Origin of the sequence: Herbiconiux ginsengi, assembly GCF_900107435.1 — a bacterium.
GTDB classification, from domain to species: domain Bacteria; phylum Actinomycetota; class Actinomycetes; order Actinomycetales; family Microbacteriaceae; genus Herbiconiux; species Herbiconiux ginsengi.
This window is the reverse complement of record NZ_FNPZ01000002.1, coordinates 731,634-756,134: the sequence shown is the minus strand read 5'-3', so window position 1 is coordinate 756,134 and position 24,501 is coordinate 731,634. Positions and strand designations below refer to the sequence as shown.

General features: G+C 70.3%; 24 protein-coding genes. 10 read left to right on the top strand and 14 right to left on the bottom strand.

Annotation, left to right across the window (positions count from 1 at the left end; all coding sequences use genetic code 11):
- Positions 1-16 precede the first annotated feature (16 nt).
- Entirely contained in the window at positions 17-400 is a 384-nt protein-coding gene (locus BLW00_RS11840; RefSeq protein WP_092554135.1) for a VOC family protein, read from the top strand.
- Positions 401-472: 72 nt separating this feature from the next.
- Here BLW00_RS11840 and BLW00_RS11835 read toward each other — a convergent pair whose 3' ends face one another.
- Both BLW00_RS11835 and BLW00_RS11830 read right to left on the bottom strand, forming a co-directional pair.
- On the bottom strand, positions 473-802 hold the full coding sequence (locus tag BLW00_RS11835; protein WP_092554132.1) for a GNAT family N-acetyltransferase: 330 nt from the start codon (positions 800-802) through the stop codon (positions 473-475).
- A gap of 69 nt (positions 803-871) precedes the next feature.
- Complete coding sequence (locus BLW00_RS11830) at positions 872-1,498, bottom strand: DNA-3-methyladenine glycosylase I (protein WP_281242408.1); 627 nt, start codon at positions 1,496-1,498, stop codon at positions 872-874.
- 43 nt (positions 1,499-1,541) lie between these two features.
- Between BLW00_RS11830 and BLW00_RS24045 the strand changes: the two genes are divergently transcribed.
- Positions 1,542-1,703 (top strand): hypothetical protein, encoded by a 162-nt coding sequence (locus tag BLW00_RS24045; RefSeq protein WP_245741536.1) that lies wholly within the window; start codon positions 1,542-1,544, stop codon positions 1,701-1,703.
- A gap of 214 nt (positions 1,704-1,917) precedes the next feature.
- Here the strand turns inward: BLW00_RS24045 and BLW00_RS11825 are convergent, their stop codons facing one another.
- Entirely contained in the window at positions 1,918-2,352 is a 435-nt protein-coding gene (locus tag BLW00_RS11825) for a YdeI/OmpD-associated family protein (RefSeq protein ID WP_092554129.1), read from the bottom strand.
- A 78-nt stretch (positions 2,353-2,430) separates the two neighbouring features.
- On the opposite strand from BLW00_RS11825, the gene BLW00_RS11820 reads away from it, so the two are divergent.
- Both BLW00_RS11820 and BLW00_RS11815 read left to right on the top strand, forming a co-directional pair.
- Entirely contained in the window at positions 2,431-2,814 is a 384-nt protein-coding gene (locus BLW00_RS11820; protein WP_092554735.1) for a MerR family transcriptional regulator, read from the top strand.
- Positions 2,811-3,791: an aldo/keto reductase gene (locus BLW00_RS11815; RefSeq protein WP_092554126.1), complete on the top strand. Its 981-nt coding sequence runs from the start codon at positions 2,811-2,813 to the stop codon at positions 3,789-3,791. The genes BLW00_RS11820 and BLW00_RS11815 overlap by 4 nt, the downstream gene beginning before the upstream one ends.
- A gap of 74 nt (positions 3,792-3,865) precedes the next feature.
- On the opposite strand, the gene BLW00_RS11810 is transcribed toward BLW00_RS11815, so the two are convergent.
- From BLW00_RS11810 to BLW00_RS11800, 3 genes are read right to left on the bottom strand one after another with little or no spacing between them, the layout of a single operon-like run.
- Complete coding sequence (locus BLW00_RS11810; RefSeq protein ID WP_092554123.1) at positions 3,866-4,660, bottom strand: ferritin-like domain-containing protein; 795 nt, start codon at positions 4,658-4,660, stop codon at positions 3,866-3,868.
- Between the two features lie 12 nt (positions 4,661-4,672).
- Positions 4,673-7,054: an HAD-IB family hydrolase gene (locus BLW00_RS11805; RefSeq protein WP_092554120.1), complete on the bottom strand. Its 2,382-nt coding sequence runs from the start codon at positions 7,052-7,054 to the stop codon at positions 4,673-4,675.
- Positions 7,051-8,085: a hypothetical protein gene (locus BLW00_RS11800; RefSeq protein WP_175494232.1), complete on the bottom strand. Its 1,035-nt coding sequence runs from the start codon at positions 8,083-8,085 to the stop codon at positions 7,051-7,053. The genes BLW00_RS11805 and BLW00_RS11800 overlap by 4 nt, the downstream gene beginning before the upstream one ends.
- A gap of 106 nt (positions 8,086-8,191) precedes the next feature.
- Here BLW00_RS11800 and BLW00_RS11795 point away from each other — a divergent pair, with 106 nt between their 5' ends.
- Genes BLW00_RS11795 through BLW00_RS11785 form a run of 3 tightly spaced genes read left to right on the top strand, consistent with a single transcriptional unit; the run spans position 8,192 to position 11,474 of the window.
- Complete coding sequence (locus BLW00_RS11795) at positions 8,192-8,986, top strand: SDR family NAD(P)-dependent oxidoreductase (RefSeq protein WP_092554117.1); 795 nt, start codon at positions 8,192-8,194, stop codon at positions 8,984-8,986.
- Complete coding sequence (locus BLW00_RS11790; protein WP_092554114.1) at positions 8,983-9,738, top strand: lysophospholipid acyltransferase family protein; 756 nt, start codon at positions 8,983-8,985, stop codon at positions 9,736-9,738. Before BLW00_RS11795 ends, BLW00_RS11790 begins: the two co-directional genes overlap by 4 nt.
- A complete protein-coding gene (locus BLW00_RS11785) occupies positions 9,735-11,474 on the top strand; it encodes an FAD-binding oxidoreductase (RefSeq protein ID WP_092554111.1) in 1,740 nt (579 codons plus the stop codon). Before BLW00_RS11790 ends, BLW00_RS11785 begins: the two co-directional genes overlap by 4 nt.
- Before the next feature lie 88 nt (positions 11,475-11,562).
- Here BLW00_RS11785 and BLW00_RS11780 read toward each other — a convergent pair whose 3' ends face one another.
- From BLW00_RS11780 to BLW00_RS11765, 4 genes are all read right to left on the bottom strand, one after another.
- Positions 11,563-12,141: a TetR/AcrR family transcriptional regulator gene (locus BLW00_RS11780; protein ID WP_092554108.1), complete on the bottom strand. Its 579-nt coding sequence runs from the start codon at positions 12,139-12,141 to the stop codon at positions 11,563-11,565.
- Between the two features lie 613 nt (positions 12,142-12,754).
- Positions 12,755-13,396: a TetR/AcrR family transcriptional regulator gene (locus BLW00_RS11775; protein WP_092554105.1), complete on the bottom strand. Its 642-nt coding sequence runs from the start codon at positions 13,394-13,396 to the stop codon at positions 12,755-12,757.
- A gap of 146 nt (positions 13,397-13,542) precedes the next feature.
- On the bottom strand, positions 13,543-15,822 hold the full coding sequence (locus tag BLW00_RS11770) for a coiled-coil domain-containing protein (RefSeq protein WP_092554102.1): 2,280 nt from the start codon (positions 15,820-15,822) through the stop codon (positions 13,543-13,545).
- A 69-nt stretch (positions 15,823-15,891) separates the two neighbouring features.
- Positions 15,892-16,275, bottom strand: a complete 384-nt coding sequence (locus BLW00_RS11765; protein WP_092554733.1) for an RNA-binding S4 domain-containing protein — start codon at positions 16,273-16,275, stop codon at positions 15,892-15,894.
- Between the two features lie 207 nt (positions 16,276-16,482).
- Here BLW00_RS11765 and BLW00_RS11760 point away from each other — a divergent pair, with 207 nt between their 5' ends.
- Positions 16,483-18,990 (top strand): DEAD/DEAH box helicase, encoded by a 2,508-nt coding sequence (locus BLW00_RS11760; RefSeq protein WP_092554099.1) that lies wholly within the window; start codon positions 16,483-16,485, stop codon positions 18,988-18,990.
- Here BLW00_RS11760 and BLW00_RS11755 read toward each other — a convergent pair.
- From BLW00_RS11755 to folP, 3 genes are read right to left on the bottom strand one after another with little or no spacing between them, the layout of a single operon-like run.
- Entirely contained in the window at positions 18,987-19,715 is a 729-nt protein-coding gene (locus tag BLW00_RS11755; protein WP_092554096.1) for a trimeric intracellular cation channel family protein, read from the bottom strand. The genes BLW00_RS11760 and BLW00_RS11755 overlap by 4 nt on opposite strands.
- Before the next feature lie 44 nt (positions 19,716-19,759).
- A complete protein-coding gene (locus BLW00_RS11750) occupies positions 19,760-20,524 on the bottom strand; it encodes a pyrimidine reductase family protein (RefSeq protein ID WP_092554093.1) in 765 nt (254 codons plus the stop codon).
- Positions 20,525-20,540: 16 nt separating this feature from the next.
- Positions 20,541-21,443: a dihydropteroate synthase gene (gene folP / locus BLW00_RS11745; protein ID WP_092554090.1), complete on the bottom strand. Its 903-nt coding sequence runs from the start codon at positions 21,441-21,443 to the stop codon at positions 20,541-20,543.
- 52 nt (positions 21,444-21,495) lie between these two features.
- On the opposite strand from folP, the gene BLW00_RS11740 reads away from it, so the two are divergent.
- The gene (locus BLW00_RS11740) at positions 21,496-22,446 is read left to right on the top strand and encodes an NUDIX hydrolase (RefSeq protein WP_092554087.1); all 951 of its coding nucleotides are present in this window, start codon (positions 21,496-21,498) and stop codon (positions 22,444-22,446) included.
- Between the two features lie 204 nt (positions 22,447-22,650).
- Entirely contained in the window at positions 22,651-23,634 is a 984-nt protein-coding gene (locus BLW00_RS11735) for a DNA-3-methyladenine glycosylase family protein (RefSeq protein ID WP_245741535.1), read from the top strand.
- 31 nt (positions 23,635-23,665) lie between these two features.
- Here BLW00_RS11735 and BLW00_RS11730 read toward each other — a convergent pair whose 3' ends face one another.
- The gene (locus BLW00_RS11730; protein WP_092554083.1) at positions 23,666-24,370 is read right to left on the bottom strand and encodes a hypothetical protein; all 705 of its coding nucleotides are present in this window, start codon (positions 24,368-24,370) and stop codon (positions 23,666-23,668) included.
- Positions 24,371-24,501 lie beyond the last annotated feature (131 nt).

Below are 24,501 nucleotides of genomic sequence, written 5' to 3'. Positions count from 1 at the left end.
CACAGGAGAGACGATCATGCTCACCACGAAGCACGCTTTCAGCGGATTCAGCGTCGACGACATCGAGGCGGCCCGGGTCTTCTACGGCGAGACCCTCGGGTTCGACGTGAAGCTGAACGGCATGGGCATCCTCGAGATCACCTTGCCCGGAGGAGCGGCGGCGATCGCCTACCCGAAAGACGACCACGTGCCCGCGACCTTCACCATCCTCAATTTCGCAGTCGACGACATCGACGTCGCGGTCGACGAACTCACCGCTGCTGGGGTCACGATGGAGCGCTACGAGGGGATGCCGCACGACGAGAAGGGCGTGCTGCGGGGCAAGGCTGCGAACAGGGGGCCCGACATCGTGTGGTTCCTCGATCCGTCGGGCAACATCCTCAGCGCGCTCTCCGACTGACGGCCGTTTCGGGAGGAGCTACGTCGAACGACCCGCGTGCAAGCGCGTCGTCGTGTTCTCCTCCTCCCGAAATCAGCGCAATGAGGCGCGCAACTCGATGGTGGCCGGGTCGACCACGTCGTCGAACTCGTGATGGCGCTCGAGGTAGCCCGCCATGAACGGGCAGATCGGCACCGCCCGGAGGCCCGCCTCGCGAACCTGGCCGAGCACGCCGGCCATGAGGGCGCTGCCATAGCCGCGCCCCTCCTCGGCCGGGTCGATCTCGGTGTGCAGGAACACCCGCTGCTGGCCGCGGTCGGTGTACTGCGTGAAGCCGACCTGGTGGCCGTCGGCCTCGATGGTGTAGCGGTGCTTGTCGGGTTCGTTCCGGATGACGATCTCCGGCTGCTTCTCGTCGCTCATGGCTCTAGCGAACCAGACCCGCGCGCGAATCGCGAGCCCCGGGACGCACAGCGCCGGAGAACGTGCCGATCAACGCGCCCAGACCCCCGAGCTGCCCCGGCGATGGCTGCCCACGAGGTGGGTGTCGACGATGCCCGCGGCCTCCATGAGCGCGAACATGGTGGTGGGTCCGACGAAGCGGAATCCCTTGATCTTCAGCGCCGTCGACAAGGCCACCGACTCGGGCGAGGTGGTGGGGATGTCGGCGAAGGCCACGGGCTCAGGCGTCTCGGCGGGCTGGAACGACCAGATCAGGCCGGCCAGGCCGCCCTCCACGTCGGGGTCGTCGCGCAGCGCGACCGTGGCCCGGGCGTTGTGGATCGTGGCCGTGATCTTCGCACGGTTGCGGATGATCCCGGCATCCTGGAGCAGGCGCGCCACGTCGTCGTCGCCGTATGCCGCGACGACATCCGGATCGAAGCCGTCGAAAGCCGCCCGAAAAGCCGGGCGCTTGCGCAGGATGGTGGCCCACGACAGACCCGATTGGAACGCCTCCAGGCTCACCCGCTCGAACAGGCCCTGTTCATCGCGCACCGGCATTCCCCACTCGGTGTCGTAGTACTCCCGCAGCAGCGGATCGACGGATGCCCAGACCGGCCGGGCGAGTCCGTCGTCTCCCACCACCACACCCGGCACCTCGTCGGCTCGATCGCTCACACCCTCTAGTATTGAGGAAGCCACTGACGACGGAGGAATGACAATGAACGTGCTCGCTGCAATCGGAGCGATTCTGCTGTTCCTCGTCGGACTTTTCCTCTTCGGCCAGTTCTCCAACGCCTGGGTGTTCTTCGGCGGCATCCTCTGCGTCTCGGCGTCGCTGTTCATCGTGTTCTCGGTGCTGCCGAGCCAGCGCAGACACTGAGCCATAGGCTCCGCTCCGTCACTACTCCGCGCCCGGCCGGCCGGAGGCCGGTCAGGCGCTCGTTGCTCGCGCCGCCGCTTCTGCGGCGCGAGGCGACATGTTCGCGTGCGGTCGGAGGGCCCGGCCTGCGGTCGAGCCCTCCGGCCACGCGCTCACCCTGGGTCGTCGAGCGCGGCCCGCAGCTTGCCATCTCGGCTGCGCCTTCGGGTGGTCGTCAGACCAGGTCGGCTAGTGCCTTTGTGACCCGACGTTGGCGGGTCTCGGGGGTTTTCGCGGCCTCGACGTTCAGCACGATCGCTCGTTTCTTCGAGTAGGAGAGGGCCGCGAAAGCGGACGCCGCGTCGGAATCCTGCGAGAGGGCCGCCGCCAGGTCGGCCGGCACGTCGACCTCGCGGGGCTGGTCGTCGATCTCGACGTCGACCTCGATCTCGTCGCCGGCCGCGACTCCGGCCCCGGTGCGGTTCTCGGCGCTCAGCGCGATGAGAAACTGTCCCGAGTAGAACACGATCGAACTGCGGTAGCTGTACCCGTTGATCGTGACGACGACGGGGATGCGCTTGCCGGCATCCAGCGCCTCGACGACACTCTCGGGAACCGGGATGCCGGTCGCCGTCTTGCCGCTGGCCAGGATCGTGCTCGTGAACTTCATGACTGAAGTATGGACGTTCGATCTGAACCCTGCCACCGTTTTGACTTCGAGCGCACTCGAAGTCCTATCGTGAAGATCATGACCGTCACCGACCACCTCCTCTCTATCGCCGAGGTCGCCGAGCGGGTCGGAGTCTCCACGCACACCCTGCGCTACTACGAGCGTGAGGGCCTGCTGCTGCGCCCGGTCGGCCGCGCCTCGTCGACGCACCGCCGCTACACCGACGCCGACGTGGGCTGGCTGCGCTTCCTCACCAAATTGAGGCTCACGGCGATGCCGATCGCGCGCATCAAGGAGTACGCGGCGCTCGCGCGCAGCGGCGACGACACCGAGGAGGCGCGCCTCGAGCTGCTGTTGCGCCACCGGATGTCGGTGGTCGCCCAACTCGACGAGATGACCAAGAGCCTGGCCGCGATCGACTACAAGATCGCGGGCTACCGAGAAAGGACCGAAACACGATGAGAAAAGTGACCCTGGGGCGTCAGAGCCCCCTCGAGGTGTCGCAGCTGGGGCTCGGCTGCATGGGCATGAGCGCGTTCTACACCGGCGCGGGAACGGATGAGGCGGAGTCGATCCGCACCATCCACCGCGCGATCGACCTGGGCGTGACGTTCTTCGACACGGCCGAGATGTACGGTCCGTATGAGAACGAGAAGCTCTTGGGCAAGGCGCTCGGCTCCCGTCGCGACGAAGTCGTGGTGGCCACGAAGTTCGGTACCCTGCTCCACCGGGGCGACGGGTCGTACGGCCTCGACGGCAGCGCCGAGAACGTGCGTCTCGCGGTGGAAGGGTCGCTCGAGCGGCTCGGCACCGACCACATCGACCTCTACTACCAGCACCGGATGGACCCGAACACGCCCATCGAAGAGACCGTCGGCGCACTCGGCGAGCTGATCGACGAGGGCAAGATCCTCCACTACGGGCTCTCGGAGGCGGCGCCGGCCACCATCCGGCGCGCCCACGCGGTGCGGCCGGTGACGGCGTTGCAGACCGAGTACTCGCTCTGGACGCGCGATCCGGAGGCCGAGATCCTGCCGACCCTGCGCGAGTTGGGTATCGGCTTCGTGCCGTACTCGCCGCTCGGTCGCGGGTTCCTCACCGGCACGATCCGCTCGGTCGATGCACTCGACGAGAGCGACTTCCGGCGCAACAACCCGCGCTTCGAGGGCGAGAACCTGGCGGCGAACATCCGCATCGTCGAGACCGTCGACGCGGTGGCCGCCGAGCTCGGCGCCACACCGGCGCAGGTGGCTCTGGCGTGGCTGCTCGCGCAGGGCGACGACATCGCGCCGATCCCCGGCACCAAGCGCGTCGCTCGCCTCGAAGAGAACGTCGGCGCGGCAGCGCTCGACCTCACCCAGGAGCAGCTCGCCCGCCTCGACGCCATCGCGCCCGCGGTCGGCGACCGCTACCCCGACATGTCGACCGTCAACCGCTGACACTCACCGCGACCCGCCAAAATCCGCCCCGAATCCAGGCGGAATGGGGCGGATTTTGGCGGGTCGCGATGAGGTCAGGCGGCGATGCCTCGGGCGTCGAGCGCGTCTTGCACGATGGTGAGGCCGTCGAGGCCGGGCATGCGGGCGATGTGGGCGTCGATCTTGGCGGCCTCGCGACGGCCGTCGGGGCCGCCCATGAGGTGGCCCATCACGTGCTTGACCTCGGCGTCGGTCATCACACCCGAGCCCACCGGGCCCCAGAAGTTCTTCAGCGCGAAGCGCGCCAGCACCTGAGCCTTCTTGCTCTTGGCGAGACGCTCGCGCGCCTGCGTGGCGTAGAACGCCACGTGCCGTGCCTCCTGCTTCGCGATGCGGCGCAAGAGCTCCGCGAGCACCGGATGCGCCTCGAGATCGGCGAGCCGGTTGTAGGCGGCGACCGCCGACCACTCGTTGGCCGCTCCCCACACCATGTGCACGGCGATGAAGCCCGAGCCCACGATGTTGCCGAGCAGTGACTGCTTCACCGGATCGAGGCGGTCTTTCCAGCCCAGCTTCAGGCGCGTGGCCTTGAGCTCGTCGAAGTCGACGATCACGTCGTGCTCGGCGAGAACGGCGGCGAGGGCCTCGCCGTGCCAGAACTCCTCGCGGTTCCACATCGTCATGAACGCCGTGACGTCTTCATCCTTGTGCGAGGGAGTCACCAGCATGTCGCGCAGGTAGCAGACCGTGTGGTATTCGATGTCGCACATGTAGCGCAGCGACCGCAGCGTGCCCTCGGGCAGCGGATGCTCGCGGAAGTCGGAGAAGTCGAGATCCTGCCACGCGACCTTCTGCGAGGTCTCCGTGTACTTGTCGATGTCGAATGCCATGAGAGATGTCGGTCAGCGCGCGTCGTTCGCGTTCGACCGGTCTCCTTCCTCGGGTGCGGGCTTCGCGGCGGTCGGCCGTTGGGCGTCGGGCAGCAGGCTCAGGTTACCGGGAACCAGCTGACTTTCGGATGAACGTCTGGTCCAGTCCTCGACCGTCCACTTGGTTCGTTGCGCGTGCCGATACAGTTCGGTGTCGGGATTGACCACGGTGGCGTTTCCCAGCAACTGCAGCCAGGCCACGTCGGCCAGGCTGTCGCCGTAGCCGTAGGACTGGGTGAGGTTCGCCCCGTGCTGGGTGGCGTATTCGCGCAGCCAGGCGGCGCGCGCCTCGTCGACCAGCGGGGGAGTGGCGAGGTAGCCGGTGAGCACGCCCTTGTTGGCGTGCATCTCGCCGGCCACCACGTCGTCGAAGAACTGCGCGAACGGTTCCGCGGCCGACGACGTGGCGCCGGTGACGAGAACGGTGCGGTGACCGGCGGCGCGGTGCTGCGCGACCCGATCGAGCGCATCCGGGATGGCCCGCGAGAGCATCGCGGCGCCGAAACGCCCCTGTACCAGCTGCTCGAGGTCGGCGACCTTGATGCCGCGGTAGCGGCGCACCAGGGTGCGGATGAACTCACCCCGGTCGCGGTGATCGACCCGCAGGTACTTCGGCACCGAGAGCATCAGCGACGCGAACTCCTGCGGCCATTGCGCCTTCGGGATGAGGCCGAGCCGCACCCAGAGGTACTGCTCAACGAGGTTCGACTCCACCACCGTGCCCTCGAAGTCGAAGACCGCGAGCACGTCGCTCCGCACCGGCAGGGCGCGCTTGGCGCGGGCCTTGCCGGCCGGCCGCGAGGCGTAGGCCTTCGTGAGCCCCGTGATCGAGGGGAAGTGCACGTTCTGGAAGTAGTCGTGCCAGTCGATGTCGACAACGTTGAAGGAGACGTCGGCGCGCAGCTCCTCGGGAACGGTCGCGTCCAGAGCCCGGGTGTTGCGGTCGTCGAAGATCAGCTCGGTTTGCACGTAGGCCCGGTAGAGCTCGGCGAAGTAGCGCAACTGGGTGAGGCCCGACTGGCGGCGGTGCAGCGCCTGGGTCCACCGTCGGGTGCGGGTGGTCGACGGCATCCGGCCCACCACGTCGTCGGCGGCCGAGGCGAGGCGCTCCTGCAGCTTCAGGGTGCGCTCGACCGAACGGCCGCCCGGGAAGCGCCACGAGGGCACCTGGATCGGGCCGTCGACGTGCGGCATCGGGTTGGTGGTGAAGAACTCCTTGACGTTCTCGTACATCGTGTGGAACGGCAGCGGATTGCGAGCGCCGGAGACCACCTGGTAGTAGTTCGGCTCGTCGACCTTCGCGGGCGTCACCGCGGCGGCGAGGATGGCGTTCACCACGAAGTCGACCGGGATGACGTCGAGGATCGAGTCGGGCACGCCCGGGAACTCGGGCAGCTGTCCGCGCCCGTAGGCCATGATCAGCGGATCGGCCACCTTGAAGCCGTCGAGCCAGCCGGGGAACGGATGCCGCAGAGCGCTCTCGATGATGGAGGGGCGCACGATCGACAGGCGGTGCCCGGCGGTGCCCCAGAGCTCTTCGGCGGCCCGCTCGGCGAAGGCCTTCGTGAGCGTGTACACATCCGTCCAGCCGAGCGACTCGGCGCGGATGCGGCCGCTCTCGACGAGCCGCTTGGTGACCCACTCGATGCGAGCGGCCTCGGCGTCGGCGGCGACGGCCTGCGGCCCCACCTTGCCGAGCTTCGCCCGCGAGGCGGCGAGCAGACTGCTGAGCACCTCGGGCTGGCGCGAGGCCATCTCCACACGGAGGCGGGCCGATTTCGCGGCGGCGTTCTCGATGCGCCAGTCGATGTCGTGCTCGAGCGAGGCCTCGAGGCGCACGCCCTTGCGCATCCCGCCCACGTAGGCGGTGGAGACGTGCACGACGTGCGGGTCGCTGCCCGAGGCGAGCAGGGCGCCGTAGATGCCGGTCGCGCCGTCGACGTTGGTCTGGAACGCCTCGTCGATGGGCGGGTCGAAGCTCACGGTGGAGGCGCCGTGGATCACGACGTCGAGGTCGCCGGGCAGCTCGCCCGGGTTGGCGAGGTCGCCCTGGATGACCGTGATGCGCTCGCGCACGGCCCGCTCGACCTCGGCTTCGCCGACGGCCTCGCGCCAGGTGCGGAACACGGGCTTCTTGAGCAGCGTGGTGAGCCGCGATTCGCCGCTGGTGGTCGACTTCGGGCGGATGAGCAGCGAGATCCGGGTGTCCGGATGCGACGACAGCAGTCGCTCGAGAACGGCCTGCCCCACGAAGCCGGTGGCCCCTGTGAGCAGCACGTGCGACGAGCCCAGGGTGAAGCCGGGGTTCGGGGCCGCGTGCGGCGTGGTGGGGTCGGTCGGGGAGGCGTCGGTCATCCTGGCGCTCCGCCTTTCTGTTCGGTGTGCGTGTCGGTGGAGGTGGTGCCGGTCGTCTGTGTTGCGCCAGTGGTGTCGGTGGTGCCGGTCGTCTGTGTTGCGCCAGTGGTGTCGGCGGCGGCCGATCCGGTGGATCCGCCGGCGGCGGTCGCAGCGCGCGGGTGCCGGAGCAGCGATGCCGCGCGACCCAATCGGCGTGCCACCTCGTTCGAGGCACCGCCCCTGGCCAGCGCGCGGCGTCGAGCAGTGCTCACCAGCGTGAGCGTGCTGAGACCCGGCAGCGTGCTCCGCACGTGCTCGTCGATCTCCGTCGCGAGTGCCTCGCTGACGAGCGTGCGGTAGAAGAAGGCCGTCTCCGACCGGCGCAGACTCGAGGCGCCGATCGGCCAGCTGGTGCGCGGCAGAGCGCGCCGGGCGAGCGAGCGCGCCCGCTTCGAGTCGGTGAGTCGGCGCACCGCGTCGGGTTCCACGAACCGGCGGTGCCGTGCCTTCACGGTCTGCACCGTGGCGAGCAGCTTCACGAGCTCAGGGTGCGGGTCGAGAGCGGCGAGGCGGAGGTGGGCGGCCTCGGTGATCCACTCGTCGATCGTCACCGAGGCGAGGTGCAGGCCGATGACGTCGGCCCCGATCGAGTTGGCGCGGAACGACTCCACGATGGGGGTCGCACGCTCCGCGATCTCGAGGCCGAGGGCGCGCAGGCGCGGGAGATCCTGGATTCCGGCGGCGTCGTATCCGTGCGCCTGCACGATCACCTCGAAGGCGTCGGCGATCCAGTACTTCTCGAACGCCCAGGTGGTGAGAAAGGCGGTGACCCGCGCGTCTTTGTGGGTGGGCGTCACCAGCACGTTGCGGAGGTAGGTCATGGTCGAGCGCTCGAGCTCGCGCATGTAGGCGAGGATGCGCACGGTGCCGGGGTCGAGCGGATGCTCGGCGAAGGCGGCCAGGTCGATCGAGTCGCGGTGGCTGCCGACCGCCGTCCGGGCGAAATCGCGCACGTCGAAGGGAAGGGGTGCTTCTTCTTCGACGGACATCGTCTGCTCTCCGGACAACGGGATCCCTCCGCGTGGGCGGCGTACGTGGGGTGGATTTCGGGTGCGCACGTCTGACGCTACGCACTCCGTAGCGTATCCTAAGCAGATGGCGACGGCTCTGGTGACCGGTGGCACATCCGGTATCGGTGCCGCATTCGCCCGAGCGCTCTCGCTGCGAGGCTACGACCTCGTGCTGGTCGCTCGCGACGAATCCCGGCTCCAGAGCATGGCCGAAGAACTCGGCCGTGACGGTGCGACGCGCGTGGAGACGATCTCGGCCGATCTCGCGGTGCGCGCCGACATCGATCGCGTGGCCGCTCGGCTGGAGAGCACCGACGAGCCGATCGACTTCCTCGTGAACAACGCGGGTTTCGGCATCCACGGGTCGCTGCTCGAACGCGACGTGAGCGTGCAGGAGCGCGCGCTCACGGTGATGTGCCTCGCGGTGCTCATCCTGGGCGGCGCAGCAGGCCGGGCGATGACCGCACGGCACAAGGGCACCATCCTCAACGTCTCGAGCGTGGCGGGCACGATCGCCACCGGCAACTACTCCGCGGTGAAGGCCTGGACGACGGCATACACCGAGTCGCTCGCCGTCGAACTCCGCTCGACGAACGTGCAGGTCTCCGCGGTGCTGCCCGGCTGGGTGCGCACCGAATTCCACGACCGCGCGGGCATCCGCACCAGGTCGATCCCGAGCTTCCTCTGGCTCGACGCCGACGAACTCGTCGAGGAGTGCCTGCGCGACGTCGCCCGCGGCAAGGTGCTCTCGGTGCCGTCGGCACGCTTCAAGGTGCTCCTCTTCTTCACCCGTCATCTCCCGCGGCGCGTCATCCGCTGGGTCTCGGGCCGCATCTCCTCGAGCCGGAACAAACCGGCAGAAGTGACGGTGACTCCATGACCGACAAGCATCCGCACCTGATCCGGGCTCCCAAAGACCGCTTCACCTCGGGCGTGATGGCCGGGATGCGCTTCGTCGCCCAGCGCATGGTGCTGAAACCCGTGGTCTGGTCGATCACCCGCGTCAGTGTGCGCGGGCACGACGCCGTGAAGGGCGTGCACGGCGCGTTCATCGCGGTGGCGAACCATTCCAGCCACCTGGATGCCCCGCTCATCATGTGCGCGCTGCCCCGGCGACTCGGGCGCTACCTCGCCGCCGGTGCCGCGGCCGACTACTTCTTCGACATCTGGTGGCGGCGCATCCTCACCTCCTTGTTCTTCAACGCCTTCCCGATCGACCGCACCGGAACGGCCGCCAAGCCGGGCGTGTCGAAGAAGCTGCTGAACCGCGGGGTTCCGCTGCTCGTCTTCCCCGAGGGCACCCGTTCGAAGACCGGCGCGATGGCCGGTTTCAAGCCCGGCGCCGCCGCGCTGTCGATGTCGTGCGACGTGCCCTGCGTTCCGGTGGCCATCGTGGGCGCGAGCCTCGCCATGCCGCGCGGACGCAACTGGCCGATCCCGGGCCGCCCGCCGGTCGCGGTGGTCTTCGGGCAGCCGATGCTCGCGCTTCCGGGCGAGACGCCCGACCAGTTCTCGACCCGCATCGAGCGCGAAGTGCGCCGACTGCATTCCACCGGGGCGGGCACCGCTGCCATCCCCGCGTTGCCGATCAGCTCGGCTGACACCCGAAACTCCGAGAAAGGGGCAGCATGACCGACGTCAAGCACATGAAGTGGTGGGGCTGGGGTCTCGAGGGCGTCGGCTTCCACTTCGAGGACAAGCCCGACTTCGTGCCCTTCGTGCAGAAGGCCGTGGCCCTCGATGTGCGCACCCCGCCGGTTCCGCCGCTCGACTTCGACCAGCTCACCATCGCGCCGCCCCGCCTCTCGCCGTCGTTCGAGGCGACCCTGGTGGCCATCGTGGGCGAGGAGAACGCGCACACCGACGACATGGTGCGCGTGGTGCACACCTACGGCAAGAGCATCCGCGACCTGCTGCGCATCCGCCGCAACGAGATCGCGCGCGTTCCCGACATCGTGGTCTACCCGGCCGACGAGTGGGACGTGCAGCAGATCGTCGACGCGGCGGTCGCCGAGGGCGCCGTGATCATCCCCTTCGGCGGCGGCAGCAACATCGCCGGCAGCCTCGAGCCGCTGCCCGACGAGACCCGCACCATCGTGTCGCTCGACCTCGGGCGCCTCGACCGCGTGCTCGAGATCGACGAAGGATCGGGTCTCGCCCGCATCCAGGCCGGTGCCCAGGGCCCCGACATCGAAGCGCAGCTGGGTGCCAAGGGCTGGACCCTGGGGCACTTCCCCGACAGCTTCACGCACTCCACGCTCGGCGGCTGGGTCGCCACCCGCTCCTCCGGCATGCAGTCGGACAAGTACGGCGACATCGCCGACATCGCCCGCGGGCTCCGGATGGTGCGCCCCGGCACGATCGTGGAACTGCGGCCCCTGCCGTCCACCTCCACCGGGCCATCCGTTCGCGAGATGATCATCGGTTCGGAGGGGCGACTCGGCGTCATCACCGAGGTCACCGTGCAGGTTCACCGTGTGCCCGAGGTGCGTGAGGTGCAGGCCTACTTCTTCCCGAACTGGAAGGCCGGCCTCGCCGCGATGCACGAGATCTCGGAATCGGATGCGTCGCCGTCGATCACCCGGGTGTCGGATGCGCGGGAGAGCGGCTTCTCGCTGGCCACCCGCAAGGCGTCGAAGGGCATCTCGGGCGCGGCGCAGAGCGTGCTGATGTCGGTGCTGAAGCGCCGCGGCTGGGTGCTCGAGGACATGTGCCTCTCCTTCATCGGCTACGAGGGCTCCGCGTCGCACGTGTCGTACGAGAAGAAGCTCGTGGGCGCGATCGTGAAGAAGCACGGCGGTCTCGGCGTCGGCAAGGGCCCCGGCGCCCTCTACGACCAGAAGAAGTTCGACACCCCCTACCTCCGCGACTTCCTCCTCGATCGCGGTGCCGCGGCCGACGTGTCGGAGACGGCCGCGCCCTGGTCGAAGCTGCAGGAGGTGTACGACACCACCGTCGCTGCCGCCGACAAGGCCTATGAGGCGCTGGGCGTGCACGGCTGGATCATGTGCCACCTCTCGCACTCCTACCATTCGGGGGCGTGCCTCTACTTCACCTTCGCGTTCGTGCACGGCGACGACCCGATCGCGCAGTACGAGGTGGTGAAGTACTCCATCCAGCAGGCGTTCCAGGACGCCGGCGGCACCCTGTCGCACCACCACGGTGTGGGCGTCGAGCACTCGCCGTGGATGGAGCAGGACATCTCCGAAGGCGGCGTGGCGCTCATCCAGGGCCTGTTCGACTCGGCCGATCCGCAGCACCTCTTCAACCCCGGCAAGGTGCTCGGCACCCTGCAGGTCACAGCCGACGACGTGGCCGAGATCGTGGCGAACGCCCCAAAGGCTCCCGCGCCCGCTCCGGCCCCCTAGTTCCTCTCACCCCACCCGCCCCACCTCGATCCGTCACTTCTGGTCGCTTTGGAGCGCTCAAAGCGACCAGAAGTGACGGATCGGCGGCTCAGGTCGTCGTCTCCGGCGGGGTGAGGGCCGGCCAGAGCAAGGTGAGCAGGCGGTCGGCCCACTCCTCGTCGGGTTCGCCGCCGCGGATGACCTGGCCGACCGCCGAACCCAGCAGCACGCTCACCACGAGCTTCACGTCGAGACCGGCGCGAAGGTCTCCGCGCGCAACGGCCTCGTCGAGGAACGCGACCAGCTGGTGGCTGCGCATCCGGATCATGTCGCGCAGCTGCTCGGTGAACGGGGCGCCGTCGTCGATGAGGATGGCGGCGACCGTGCCGCGACCCACGATGTCCTGCACCCGGATGCGCGCCGCGCCGAGCAGCCAATGCAAGGTGTCGTAGGTCGACATGCCGCTCGGCAGAGTGACCTCGGTGGTGGCCGCGTCGATGGCGGCGGCGAGCAGCGCCTCGCGGTCTTCGTAGCGGCGGTAGATCGTGGTCTTCGCCACACCGGATGTCGCGGCGACCGCCTCGACGTTCACCCCGCCCGGCCCCCGATCGCGCAGCAACGCCAGTGTGGCGGCGACGATCCGCGCGTCAGCCCCCGCGTGGGCGGTGTCGACTTCGCGGTCGGTCATGGGTCCAGTCTAGTTTCCGGGTGTGATGTGCCGCGTGGGAGGGGGCTGGGTAGCGGGTCATGCTTTCCCGCGCTCGCCCGGCCTTCGGCTGGGCGGGCGCTCGTTGCCGGCGCCGCCGCTTCTGCGGCGCCGGGCGACATGTTCGCGTGAGGTCGCTTCGCGGCCTCGCGCTCACCCTGGGTCGTCGAGCGCTGCCCGCGGCCCGCCTTCTCGTGTCGCGCTGTTTGGGTGGTGCGGCGGGGCGCTCACTCTGGGTCGTTGAGCGGGGCCCGTGGCGTGCGGTCTCGTGTCGCGCTGTTTGGGTGGTGCGGCGGGGCGCTCACTCTGGGTCGTCTGAGCGGGGCCCGTGGCGTGCGGTCTCGTGTCGCGCTGTTTGGGTGGTGCGGCGGGGCGCTCACTCTGGGTCGTCTGAGCGGGGCCCGTGGCCTGCGGTCTCATGGCGCCCTATTTCGGTGGTGCGGCCTCGTGTTAGCCGTGGGTCGTCTGAGCGGGGCCCGTGGCCTGCGGTCTCGTGTCGCGCTGTTTGGGTGGTGCGGCGGGGCGTTCACCTCGGATCGCTGAGCGCGGCCCGTGGCCTGCGGGCTCGTACGGCAGCTTGGGGTGGGGGACCGTCTTACAGGCCGCGGTCGACCATGTCGAGGAGGCGGTCCGTCGAGTAGTCGATCATGCGGTCGTCGAGGCCGCGGAGGGGGCCGTCGATCACGAGCATGCCGAGGCCGTGCACCGCCGCCCAGGCGAGGAATTCCGCGTTCTCCCGGCGTTCGGGCGGGATGACACCCGCCGCGACCAGAGCGTCGAGCGCGCCGCCCACAAGCTGGAACGGCGTCAGTCCGTTGCGCCCCGCCTTGGCAGGAGACATCGCCTGGCGCAAGTCGTCGGGCACCGAGAACGCGGTGCGGAACAGCCCCGGCTCCTCGCGGGCGAACGCGATGTATCCGAGACCGACCGCGCGCAGGGCCATCCGGGCATCGGCCTCGGCGTCTCCAGTAGGCGGATGCTCGTCGAGCGCCTGCTGGATGCGATCGGCCGCGAAACCGAGACAGGTGTCGGAGACCGCGTGCAGCAACGCGGCGCGGTCGGCGAAATGGCGATAGGCGGCATTGGGGGAGACACCGGCCCGCCGGGTGGCCTCGCGGAGCACGACGGCCCTCGGGCCGCCTTCCCGCGCCATCTCCACGCCGGCGGCGATGAGGGCGCCGCGGAGGTCGCCGTGCCGGTAGGTGGTGCGACCGGGGTTTTCGGGATCGTCGCTCATCGGAGTTCTCTGACCGGTGGATCGGGCCGCCAGGCGGCGTGTTCGATGTGTTCACGCACGCATCCGGTCGTCAGCAGGACACGCGCTGTTGTGGGCAGTGTACACATCGAGAAGCCGGATGCTCGCGGATCGCCCACCGTGGCGGCTCAGTCGGTCTCGCCCGCGATCGCGTTGAGCACCAGCACGGCGGCGTCGTTCGCGCCGATCGCGTACTCGCTCGTCTCGTCTTCGGCGCAGAGCTGGCCGGTGGCGATCTCCTCGATCTCGTCGACGAGGGCACGCGCCGACCGCAGCTCGGCCTCGATGGCGGCGACCGAGACGCTGCGGCTTGCTTGCAGCTCGGTGAGGGCGTCGCTCAGCTTCTCGCGGTCTTCGAGCGAGATGGCCGAATCGGAGAGCGCCCGGTCGCGCTCGTCGGCGAGGATGCCGATCTCGGTGCGCGCCGCCGTCAATTCGTTCTCGAGGTCGGCGACCAGGGCGCGGGCTTCTTCCAGCTCGGCCGGGTCGGCGGCCGGTGCAGCGACGGCCACCGCAGCCGCGGCGCTCGCGGCGGCTCCGGCGGCCTCAGCCTCGCGCTCGGCGGCCGCAGCGGCAGCGGCGGCGGATGCGGTCGCTGCGGCCGCGGTCGCCGCATCCGCCGTGGCCTGGGCTTCGGCAAGCTGCTCCTCGAGCTCGGCGACCCGGGCGCGAGCCTCGTCGAGGGCGGCCGCGTCGGCCTCCGAGGGGATCTCCTCGGCGAACACGGCTGCTCGGGCGGACTCGGTCTCGTCGCGAGCGTCGGCGAGTTCGCTCTCCAGCACACTGATGCGGGCGCGGGCGTCGTCGAGGTCGGCGGCGGTCTGCGCTGCCTGCGCTTCTGCGCCTTCGCCCTGTGAGGCGAGGCCCGCCAGCGTGGCGGCGTGCTCGGCCCGGAGCTGCTCGGTCTCGGCGGCGAGCTGCTCGAGCGCGGCTGCGGTCTCGGCGCGCAGGCGCTCGGTTTCGGCTTCCGCCTCGGCGCGGATGCGCTCGGCCTCGGCGCGCGCGGCATCCGCTTCGGCCTGCGCCTCTGCCCGGGCGGCTTCACCTTCTGCTTCCGCCTCGGCCCGTGCGGCCTCAGCTTCGGCCTGCGCCTCGGCGCGGATGCGCTCGGCTTCCGCTTGCGCCTCACTGCGCAGCCCCTCGGTCTCGGTCGCGTGGCCGGCGCGCAGCTCCTCGGCCTCAGCCCGCGCGGCGTCCACCTCGGCCTGGAGCCGAGCCGCGGCATCCGTGGCCTCGGCGCGCAGCCGCTCGGCCTCGGCGGCGTGCTCGGTGGTGAGCAGAGCGGCCGCCGCGGCAGCCTCGCTTCGCACCCGTTCGGCCTCGGCGGCGGCCTCGGCCTGCACCCGTTCGGCCTCGGCGGCGGCGTCGGCTCGGGTGCGCTGCAGCTCGGCGACCGTGGCTTCGTAGTCGCCACGCGCCTGCTCCGCTGCTGCGGCGGCTTCGGCGCGCAGGCGGTCGGTCTCGGCCGCGTGCTCGGCCCGGAGTTCGGCGATCTCGGCCGCGGACTGCTCCCGCAGCTGCGTGGTCTCCGCGGCGTGCTGGGCTGCGAGCTCTTCGAGCTGGGCCGCGTGGGCCGCCCGCAGCTGCTCGTCGTGCAGTCGCAACTCCTCGGCCTCGGACGCGTGCCCGGCGCGCAGCTGCGAGCTCTCGGTGTCGTGGGCTTGCTGCAACTCCTCGAGCTGAGCGGCATGGGCGCCGGTCAGCTGCGCGATCTGCGCGTCATGCGATGCGGTGAGCTGCGTCACCTGGGTGGTGTGCGCGGCGTGCAGCTCTTCGAGCTGGGTCGCGTGGGCGGCGAGCAGGCCGGCGATCTGCGCCTCGTATCCGGCCGTCGACGCCTGCTGCTCCTCGGTGAGCCGTGTGGTCGTCGCGGCCAGTTCGGCCTGCAGCCGACCGGTCTCGTCGGCGAGCTGGGCGCCGTGCCGTGCCGTCTCGTCGGCGAGCTGCTGTTGCAGCGCCGCCGTGTCGACGGCGTACTGCTGGTGCAGGGCGGCCAGTTCGCCTTCGCGCGCCGCGAGGGTGGCGGCCGTCGCATCCAGTCGCGCCTGTGTGTCCTCGTAGCGAGCGGTCATCTCAGCGAGCTGGGCCGACGTCTCGGCGAGCCGGGCCTCCGCATCCGATCGCGCCGTGTCGCGGGCGCGGCGGTCGTCGAAGACGAGGCCGAGCTGCTCGCGGATGATCTCCAGCGGGTCTTCGGTCTCGACCTCTTCGACCGGCACGACGACCGGCGGTTCGTAGGCCGGCCGGGCGGTGGGATCGATGAAGTGGTGGCGGTAGAGCTCGTCGACGATGGTCTCGTAGCGCTGTCGGAACTCGGGGCTGCCGATCGCCAGCGATGCCCCCACGAACTTCAGCGCGGTGCGATCGCGTCCGGTGAGCTGGTATTCGGTCGGGGGTGCGTCAGACATGATGCTCCTACTGGCCTCGCTGAGAAGGGGATGGCGAGCGCTCGTCGCTGCGGCTCGTCAGAGTCAAGGTTAGTAGTCGTCCCTGACACCGCGCAGCCGTTCGATCTCACGACGGTCGCGCTTGGTCGGGCGCCCGGTGCCGCGGTCGCGCACCGGCACGAAGGCCACGGATTCGCGAGGCGGGGGAGGCGGCGTGAGGTCGGTGAAGCAGGTGGCCGCGACGGCCGCCGATCCGCGTTTCACGGCGAGCGCGCGCACCGTGAGGATGCGGTCGAAGCCGCTGATCCTGGCCCGCACCTCGTCGCCCACCCGCACGTTCTGGGCGGCCTTCACGCGCTCGCCGTTGAGGCGCACATGCCCGGCGCGGCACGCAGCGGTGGCGGCGGACCGCGTCTTGTAGACGCGCACCGCCCAGAGCCAGCTGTCGACGCGCACGGAGCCTTCCGAAACCATGCCGACAGCCTCGCACATCACTCCGGATGCGCGCCGGGAGGCCCGGTGCCGTCGTTTCGGGAGGAGGAGACGCAAACCTCGGTCGATTTCGGCCCCGGTTCGCGTCTCCTCCTCCCGAAACGGAGGAACCATCGTCGCGTCCGGCACTCGGCACCCACCGCCTAGGCTGGGCGGGTGCCGACATCCGCGTTCCCGTCCCGTCCGGACATGCCGGACCCCTACGACGCGGATGCCGCCTACGACGCCTTCGCGAGCTGGGCCGCCGACCGCGGCACCCCGCTCTACCCGGCGCAGGACGAGTCGATCGTCGCAATCGTCTCGGGCGAGAACGTCATCCTCTCCACCCCCACCGGCACCGGCAAGTCGCTCGTCGCGGTCGGCGCGCACGCCGTCGCTCTGGCGCAGGGCATCCGCACCTACTACACGGCACCGATCAAGGCCCTGGTGTCGGAGAAGTTCTTCGACCTGGTCGAGATCTTCGGCGCCGAGAACGTGGGCATGGTCACGGGCGACTCCTCCGTGAACCCGGATGCGCCGATCATCTGCGCGACCGCCGAGATCCTCGCGAACCTGGCCCTGCGGCACGGCGAGGGCACCGAGGTGGGCCAGGTCGTGATGGACGAGTTCCACTTCTACTCCGACCCCGATCGCGGCTGGGCCTGGCAGGTGCCGATCCTCACGCTCCCGGGCGTGCAGTTCGTGCTGATGTCGGCGACGCTCGGCGAGGTCGACTGGCTGGCCGAAGACCTGTCCCGCCGAACGGGCCGCGAGACCACGGTGATCACCGGCGTCGACCGCCCGGTGCCGCTCAGTTACAGCTACGCGACCACCCCGATCCAGGAGACCGTCGAAGAGCTGCTCGCCACTCAGCGCGCTCCGATCTACATCGTGCACTTCGCGCAGCTCGCCGCGGTCGAGCGGGCGCAGGCGCTCTCCAGCATCACGGTCGCCACACGGGCGATGCGCGACGAGATCGCCGAGCTGATCGGGCCGTTCCGCTTCACCACGGCATTCGGCAAGACCCTCTCGCGCCTGCTGCGCCTCGGCATCGGCGTGCACCACGCGGGCATGCTGCCGAAGTACCGGCGCCTGGTCGAGCGACTGGCTCAGCGGGGTCTCCTCCGCGTGATCTGCGGCACCGACACGCTGGGCGTGGGCATCAACGTGCCGATCCGCACCGTGCTGCTGTCGGCACTGACGAAATTCGACGGCACCCGGATGCGCCAGCTCACCGCGCGCGAGTTCCACCAGATCGCCGGGCGGGCCGGCCGTGCGGGCTTCGACACCGCGGGAACCGTGGTGGTGCAGGCGCCCGAGCACGAGACCGAGAACCTCAAGGCGCTCGCGAAGATGGGCGACGACCCGAAGAAGCGGCGCAAGTTCATCCGCAAGAAGGCGCCGGAGGGCTTCGTCTCCTGGGGCGAGCCGAGCTTCGAGAAGCTCATCGCGGCGCAGCCCGAGCGGCTCACCTCGCACCTCACCGTGACGCACGCCATGGTGCTCAATACCATCGCGCGCGGGGGCGACGTGTTCACGTCGATGCGCGAACTGCTCGAAGACAACCATGAGCCGAGGCCCCGGCAGCGCGACCTCATCCGTCAGGCCCTCGCCATCTACCGCACCCTGCGCACCGCCGGGGTGGTGGAGGAGGTGACGGATGCGACGACCGGGCAGACCCTCATCCGGCTCACGGTCGACCTGCAGCCGAACTTCGCGCTCAACCAACCGCTGTCGCCGTTCGCGCTCGCCGTCTACGACCTGCTCGACGAGGAGTCGCCCACCTTCGCGCTCGACGTGGTGTCGGTGACCGAGGCCATCCTCGACGACCCGCGTCCCGTGCTCTCGGCGCAGCAGTTCGTGGCCCGCGGCGAGGCCGTGCAGGCGATGAAGGCCGAGGGCATCGAGTACGAGCAGCGCATGGAGCTGCTCGACGAGGTCACCTACCCGAAGCCGCTCGCGGGGTTGCTCGGCGAGGCCTTCGATACCTACAGGGCCACACAGCCCTGGATCGGCGACTTCGACATCTCGCCGAAGTCGGTGATCCGCGACATGTACGAGCGGGCGATGTCGTTCGGCGAGTACACCGCCTTCTACCGGCTCGCGCGCTCGGAGGGTCTCGTGCTCCGGTACCTCTCGGACGCCTACCGCACGCTCCGTACCACGGTTCCCGACGAATACAAGAACGACGACCTGCTCGACCTGATCGAGTGGCTCGGCGAGCTGGTGCGGCAGACCGACTCCAGCGTGCTCGACGAGTGGGAGGCGTTGATCAACCCCGAGGCGGTGGCCGCGGCGGCCGCTCGTGAGGATTCGGAAGAGGCGATCGTGCCGCCCGCCCCGCGGTTGCTCACCTCGAATCCGCGGGCGTTCCGCATCCTGGTGCGCAACGAGCTGTTCCGGCGGGTCACGCTGGCGGCACGCGAGGCCTGGACGGAGCTCGGTGAACTGGATGCCGCGTCGGGCTTCTCGGCCGACCGCTGGGCCTCCGCGATGGACGACTACTACGACGTGCACGACTCGGTGGGCATCGGCCCGCACGCCCGGAGTGCGGCCCTGCTCATCCTCGACGAGACGCCCACGGTCTGGCGCGCCCGGCAGATCTTCGACGACCCGGCCGGCGACCACGACTGGGGCATCTCGGCCGAGATCGACCTCGCGGCCTCGAACGAGGCGGGTGTGGCGGTGGTGCGCGTGGTGGCGGTCGACCAGCTCTAGCGGGCGACGAGGTGGGGCAACTGCCAGTCGAAGACGATCGCCAGGATGCGGAGCGATGCGCAGACGACGAATCCGATCGTCATCGCCATCGGCGGAGTGAGACGGGCTCGAGCCGCCAGGAACACCGCCAGGGAGCCTGCCGCGGCTGCTGACGCGTAGACGCTCGAGGTGAGGACTGAGGGGACACCGGCCAACAGCACGTCGCGGGTGACCCCTCCGCCGACCGCCGTGAGGGTGCCGAGGATGACGACCACCCATCCGTTCGAACCGTGGTCGAGGGCTTTCTCGGCGCCGGTGATCGCGAACAGGGCGAGGCCGAGCGCATCCAGCACCGCGAACAGATCGTCGGGGGCCGAGGCGTTGCCGGCGACCACGGCGAACGCGATCAGCGAGCCGAGCAGGGCCACCAGGATGCGCGAGGGGGAGCGGAACGCGAACGGCGGGGTGTCTCCGAGCAGCAGATCGCGCAGGATGCCGCCCACCAGCGACGAGGCGCAGCCCACCACCACGATTCCGAACACGTCAAGCCCGCCCTCCGCGGCCAGGCGCGCCCCCTCGAAGGCGAAGAGCAGGGTGGCGAGGATGTCGGCCGCCGTGAACGCGAGGGCGGCGCGGGTGCTGTGGCGCGACCAGCCGTCGCCGGCGGGGGCGGCTACGGCCGGCCTGGTGGCGGCGCCCACGCCGCTGTCACCCGCGCTGTCGCTCGCGGTCGAAGGGCTCCCCATGCGACGAGATTAGCGGCTCGCCGCGCTCCTTCGCGCCTCGGACGTCAGGTGCGCGCCCAGCGCGAGAGCAGCATGCTGCCGCTGCGCAGCAGCGACACGAGCTCGAGCCCGCGGGGAACCACCCCGTCGCGAGCGGGCAGCGCGATCCGTGGTCCGCCACCGCCCTCGAGCACCGGGCTCAGTGTGAGGCAGAGCTCGTCGACGAGATCGGCGGCGATCAGGTCGCCGAACAAGCGCGGGCCGCCCTCGCAGAGCACCTGCGACAGGCCGCGGTCGAGCAGTTCGCGCCGCACGAGCACGGGATCGACGCGGCCCGACGCGGGCCCGGCGCCGCCGGCGTCGATGACCGTGGCGACCTCGGCGAGGCGAGCCCGCGCATCCGCCGGCGCCGACGGCACGGTGAAGACGATCGGGGGCGAGAACGCTTTCGCGAACAGATCGCTCGCCGGGTCGAGGTCGAGGCTGCTGCTCACGAGTGCCATGGCCGGATGCGCCGGAAGGCCCTGGCCGAGCCTCCACTCCACCAGGTCGTCGGTGACCACGAGCGCTCCGTAGCCCTCGGCGCGAGCGGTGCCCGCACCCACGAGCACGACGTCGGAGACACCGCGCAGGATGTCGAAGACGGCCTTGTCGGCCGGACCGCCCAGACCGCCCGAGCGTCCTTCGAGGGTGGCCGATCCGTCGACGCTCTGAATGAAGTTGACCCGCAGGCGCGGCTCGCTGCGATCGGCCGGTGCGTAGCGAGCGAGCAGTGCAGCGGGGCCGAGCGCTCCGCTCGCCTCCGGAAAGAGTTCGACGATCTCGGTCATCTCGGGGCCTCCCGGCTCAGACGTTGTGCGCAGCCCACACGGGCTCGCGGAAACCGAGGATCGCTTCGAGCATCCGCATCGCCGCCACGGAGGCCTGCACGTCGTGCATCCGCACGATCCGGGCGCCCAGGAGCACGCACGCGGTGGCGGCCACGATCGAGCCCTCCAGGCGGTCGTGCTTCTCGGCGCCGAGGCTCTCGCCCACGAAGTCCTTGTTCGACACGGCGGCCAGTGTCGGGAGTCCGATGCTCGTGATCTCGGCCAAGCGCCTCGTCAGCTCCAGGCTCTGCACCGTGTTCTTGTTGAGGTCGTGGCCGGGGTCGACGAAGAGCCGCTCGGCGGGAACGCCCGCCGCCACCGCTCGCCCGATCCGCTCCTCGAGGAACGCCCGTACCTCGGAGGCGATGTCGTCGTAGTGGGGGTGCGGGTAGGGCTTCCGCGGCTCGGCGAGGCTGTGGGTGATGACGAGCGAGGCTCCGGATGCCGCGATCACTCCAGCCATCTCGGGGTCGCTCAGCCCCGTGGTGTCGTTCACCACATGGGCGCCCGCGGCCACGCAGGCGGCGGCGACGGATGCGCGGAAGGTGTCGACCGAGATCACGACATCGCTCTGCGCGGCGACGGCTTCGACCACGGGGAGAACCCGATCGAGTTCTTCGGAGGCCGAGATCTCCGGCCCCGGCGCGAACTTGGCGCCCCCGATGTCGACCCAGTCGGCGCCTGCCTCGGCGGCGGCGATGGCGGCATCGACGGCTCGATCGAGAGCGAAGGTCGCGCCCTGGTCGAAGAAGGAGTCGGGCGTGCGGTTCACGATCGCCATCACGGCCACCTGGCGGTCGAAGTCGAAGCGCCGTGCGCCCAGCTGCCGCTCCGGATGCGCCAGAGGGGGCAGATACGGCGCGCCAGGAGCTTCGTGCATTCCTCCATCATGGCCGTTCGGACCGCGCGGCACGCCGTGAGAAGCTGGGAGCATGTCCGAAGTCCCGCCCCGCCTTCCGCCGCGCGACAGCGGCGACGCCTGGGTCGAGGGGCCGGACGGCCGGCGCTACTGGGGCCGCTACGGCGCGGCCGGTCTGCTCGTGCACGACCGGGTCGCGGGCATCCTGTTGCAGCACCGGGCCGAGTGGAGTCATTTCGGGGGAACCTGGGGTCTACCGGGCGGCGCGCGGCACGCGGGCGAGTCGGCGGTGGCCGGCGCCATCCGGGAGGCCGGTGAAGAAGCCGGTGTGCCGGCGGATGCCCTGGCGATCGCGTTCACGTCGGTGTTCGACGTCGGCTTCTGGTCGTACGAGACGGTGGTCGCCCGGGCGGCGCGGCCCTTCGAACCGAGCATCGGCGATGCCGAGAGCCTCGAGTTGCGCTGGGTTCCGCTCGACGAGGTGGAGGCGCTGCCGCTGCATCCGGGCTTCGGCTCGTCGTGGCCGCGGCTGCGGGAACGGCTCGGCGAGACGGTGCGGATCGTGGTCGACGCCGCGAACGTCGTGGGTTCGCGGCCTGACGGGTGGTGGAAGGATCGAGCGGGCGCGGCGTCGCGACTGCTGGAGCGCGTGGGCGCGCTGAGCGCCGCAGGGGTGGCGGCGAGGGAGTTCGGGCTGCCGGCCGGGCGGATCTGGCCGGAGTACTCGGTGGTTCTGGAGGGGCAGGCGCGCGGCGCGGGGACGAGTAGCGCTCGCGGCGGCGGCCCGCGAGCCGACGGCGACGCGAGCGCGGGCTCGGCGGTGACGCCCGAGGTGAACGTGGTGCGCTCCGAAGGATCGGGAGACGACACGATCGTGGCCGAGACAGAGCGGCTCACCAGCCTCTCGTGGGGCGCGCCGGCCACCACGGTGGTGATCACGGCCGACCGTGAGCTCGCTGGCCGCGTGGCCAAGGCCGGTGCCGAGGTGCGTGGCCCTCGCTGGCTCCTCGACCTGCTCGACTAGGCACAGTCTGAGACGTCTGCGGCGGCTGCGCCGCGCGTCTCTTCATCCGCGGACTTCTCCCGACCAAACGGCGGGCTCGGCTCCTGACGGGTGCGGATCGCGCAGGATCAGGGTTCTCCGCGCCGCTCTCGAAGCGCTCGCCGCGCGCGGCTCGCGCGCGGCCGACTCCGCGATGTCCGGGCCCTCCCGTAGTCTTCTTGCGACATGACGATCACGAGGGAGCAGAGCCCGGCGACGCCGGCGCGGCCGGATGCGCCCCCCGTCGCCCGTGAGCCGCTCGAGCTGGTCTACGAGCCGCGTGATCCGGTCGACTTCCGCGCGACCCTCGCCCCGCTGCGTCGCGGCCCGGGTGATCCGTGCGTGCGGTTCGAGGAGTCGGGTGGCGGAATCTGGATCGCCCTCCGCACGCCCGAAGGCACTGCGAGCCTGCATGTCTCGGGCACGCGCGGGCGGGTGCTGGTGCGCGCGTGGGGGAGTGGCGCATCCGCTGCTCTGGAGACCGCGCCGCAGCTGCTGGGCGCCGGCGACGACTGGAGCGGGCTCGACGCGTCGGGGCACGAACTGCTCGCCACGGCGCTGCACCGCAATCCGGGGTTGCGGCTGACCCGCACCGGGCGGGTGCTCGACTCGCTCGCCGCCGCGATCATCGAGCAGAAGGTCACCTCCACCGAGGCGTTCCGGGCCTGGCGGGTGCTCGTGACGGCCCATGGCGAGCGGCCGCCGGGCCCCGTGCCGCCGCAGCTGCGGGTGCCCCTCACGCCGGAGCAGTGGCGGCGCATCCCGTCGTGGGAGTGGCATCGCGCCGGGGTCGACCCGCGTCGCTCCCGCACGGTCATCGCCGCGGCGACGGTCGCGCGCGGCCTCGAGCGCACCACCGTGCACGAGCGCGGCGGGGCCGACGTGCAACGCCTGCTGCGCACGGTGCCGGGCGTCGGTGTGTGGACGGCGGCGGAGACCTCGCAGCGCTCGCACGGCGATCCCGATGCCGTCAGTTTCGGCGACTACCACCTGGCCGCTCAGATCGGCTGGGCGCTGGTGGGTGAGGCGATCGACGACGACGCTCTGGCGGAGCTGCTCGAACCGTGGGCCGGGCACCGGCAGCGGATCGTCCGGCTCGTGTTCGCGAGCGGATTCCGCGCACCGCGGCACGGCCCGCGCATGACGATCCAAGACCACCGCCGGCACTGAGCCGCGGAGCCTGGCCCCGACCCTCAGGGGTCTAGGCGACGGAAGCGGTCAGCGTCGTCTCACCGGTCGCGAATCCGGATTGCATCGCGCGGAGGGTGCCCGTCGCAGAGGTCGCAGGCCCGGTGACCGAAGCGCTGAACCCGCCCGTGGCATGGTCGACGGGGGCGACGACAGTGCCCGTGAACCCGCTCGGAAAGAGAAGCAGGACGTTCGTGGGCATCGTGGAGCTTCGCAGACTGATCCGGCCCGAAACGGTGAACGTGGCGCTCGCCGTGTTGACGGAGTAGCTGGAGGAGTCGAACGTGATCTCACCCAGCGGCAGCACGGTCAACGTTGCTACTGCGCTGGTGTACCCCACCGCGGAGGCGATGATCGTTCCCACCTTCGGCTGAGCAGTGCCCCACGCCGTGACGGAGAACGTTCCGCTGGACTGATCGACCGCCGCCGTGCGCAGGCTACCAAAGGTTGCGGAAGGGAGGATGGCGACCGATGCCGGCCACACGCCCGAGACGGCAGAAACACGCCCGGTGATCGGCATCTGAACAGCCAGCGAGAAGGTCGAGTAACTCGCCGAGTCGAAAGAGATGGTTCCTGGGGTGCTGCCGCCCGATGCAGCGGCCGTCGGCGCGGCGACTGCCACGGCGATGACAGGAGCGATCCATGCCGCACCGAGCAGAACACCTCGCCGCGAGGGCTCTGCCGCTCGATCAGCAGGCGGGACGTCGTCTTCTGGCATAACTGGATCCCCCAAGGGATGTTCAACAAACGAGCACGGCGCGTCGCTCCGCTGAGACCCACGAAGGCAGGGTGGAATATCCAGTCAGACCGCGGATACCCACACCATAGCAGCGCAAGCGATGACCGCCG

Excerpts from the sequence above, each read along its gene's own strand:
- BLW00_RS11775 (WP_092554105.1), bottom strand. The coding sequence starts at position 13,396 with ATGAGCGACGATCCCGAAAACCCCGGTCGCACCACCTACCGGCACGGC.
- BLW00_RS11730 (WP_092554083.1), bottom strand. The coding sequence starts at position 24,370 with ATGCCAGAAGACGACGTCCCGCCTGCTGATCGAGCGGCAGAGCCCTCG.
- BLW00_RS11795 (WP_092554117.1), top strand. The coding sequence starts at position 8,192 with ATGGCGACGGCTCTGGTGACCGGTGGCACATCCGGTATCGGTGCCGCA.
- folP (WP_092554090.1), bottom strand. The coding sequence starts at position 21,443 with ATGCACGAAGCTCCTGGCGCGCCGTATCTGCCCCCTCTGGCGCATCCG.
- BLW00_RS11825 (WP_092554129.1), bottom strand. The coding sequence starts at position 2,352 with ATGAAGTTCACGAGCACGATCCTGGCCAGCGGCAAGACGGCGACCGGC.
- BLW00_RS11770 (WP_092554102.1), bottom strand. The coding sequence starts at position 15,822 with ATGTCTGACGCACCCCCGACCGAATACCAGCTCACCGGACGCGATCGC.
- BLW00_RS24045 (WP_245741536.1), top strand. The coding sequence starts at position 1,542 with ATGAACGTGCTCGCTGCAATCGGAGCGATTCTGCTGTTCCTCGTCGGA.
- BLW00_RS11785 (WP_092554111.1), top strand. The coding sequence starts at position 9,735 with ATGACCGACGTCAAGCACATGAAGTGGTGGGGCTGGGGTCTCGAGGGC.
- BLW00_RS11820 (WP_092554735.1), top strand. The coding sequence starts at position 2,431 with ATGACCGTCACCGACCACCTCCTCTCTATCGCCGAGGTCGCCGAGCGG.
- BLW00_RS11805 (WP_092554120.1), bottom strand. The coding sequence starts at position 7,054 with ATGACCGACGCCTCCCCGACCGACCCCACCACGCCGCACGCGGCCCCG.
- BLW00_RS11810 (WP_092554123.1), bottom strand. The coding sequence starts at position 4,660 with ATGGCATTCGACATCGACAAGTACACGGAGACCTCGCAGAAGGTCGCG.
- BLW00_RS11780 (WP_092554108.1), bottom strand. The coding sequence starts at position 12,141 with ATGACCGACCGCGAAGTCGACACCGCCCACGCGGGGGCTGACGCGCGG.
- BLW00_RS11840 (WP_092554135.1), top strand. The coding sequence starts at position 17 with ATGCTCACCACGAAGCACGCTTTCAGCGGATTCAGCGTCGACGACATC.
- BLW00_RS11755 (WP_092554096.1), bottom strand. The coding sequence starts at position 19,715 with ATGGGGAGCCCTTCGACCGCGAGCGACAGCGCGGGTGACAGCGGCGTG.
- BLW00_RS11765 (WP_092554733.1), bottom strand. The coding sequence starts at position 16,275 with ATGGTTTCGGAAGGCTCCGTGCGCGTCGACAGCTGGCTCTGGGCGGTG.
- BLW00_RS11760 (WP_092554099.1), top strand. The coding sequence starts at position 16,483 with ATGCCGGACCCCTACGACGCGGATGCCGCCTACGACGCCTTCGCGAGC.
- BLW00_RS11750 (WP_092554093.1), bottom strand. The coding sequence starts at position 20,524 with ATGACCGAGATCGTCGAACTCTTTCCGGAGGCGAGCGGAGCGCTCGGC.
- BLW00_RS11735 (WP_245741535.1), top strand. The coding sequence starts at position 22,651 with ATGACGATCACGAGGGAGCAGAGCCCGGCGACGCCGGCGCGGCCGGAT.
- BLW00_RS11800 (WP_175494232.1), bottom strand. The coding sequence starts at position 8,085 with ATGTCCGTCGAAGAAGAAGCACCCCTTCCCTTCGACGTGCGCGATTTC.
- BLW00_RS11740 (WP_092554087.1), top strand. The coding sequence starts at position 21,496 with ATGTCCGAAGTCCCGCCCCGCCTTCCGCCGCGCGACAGCGGCGACGCC.
- BLW00_RS11815 (WP_092554126.1), top strand. The coding sequence starts at position 2,811 with ATGAGAAAAGTGACCCTGGGGCGTCAGAGCCCCCTCGAGGTGTCGCAG.
- BLW00_RS11790 (WP_092554114.1), top strand. The coding sequence starts at position 8,983 with ATGACCGACAAGCATCCGCACCTGATCCGGGCTCCCAAAGACCGCTTC.
- BLW00_RS11835 (WP_092554132.1), bottom strand. The coding sequence starts at position 802 with ATGAGCGACGAGAAGCAGCCGGAGATCGTCATCCGGAACGAACCCGAC.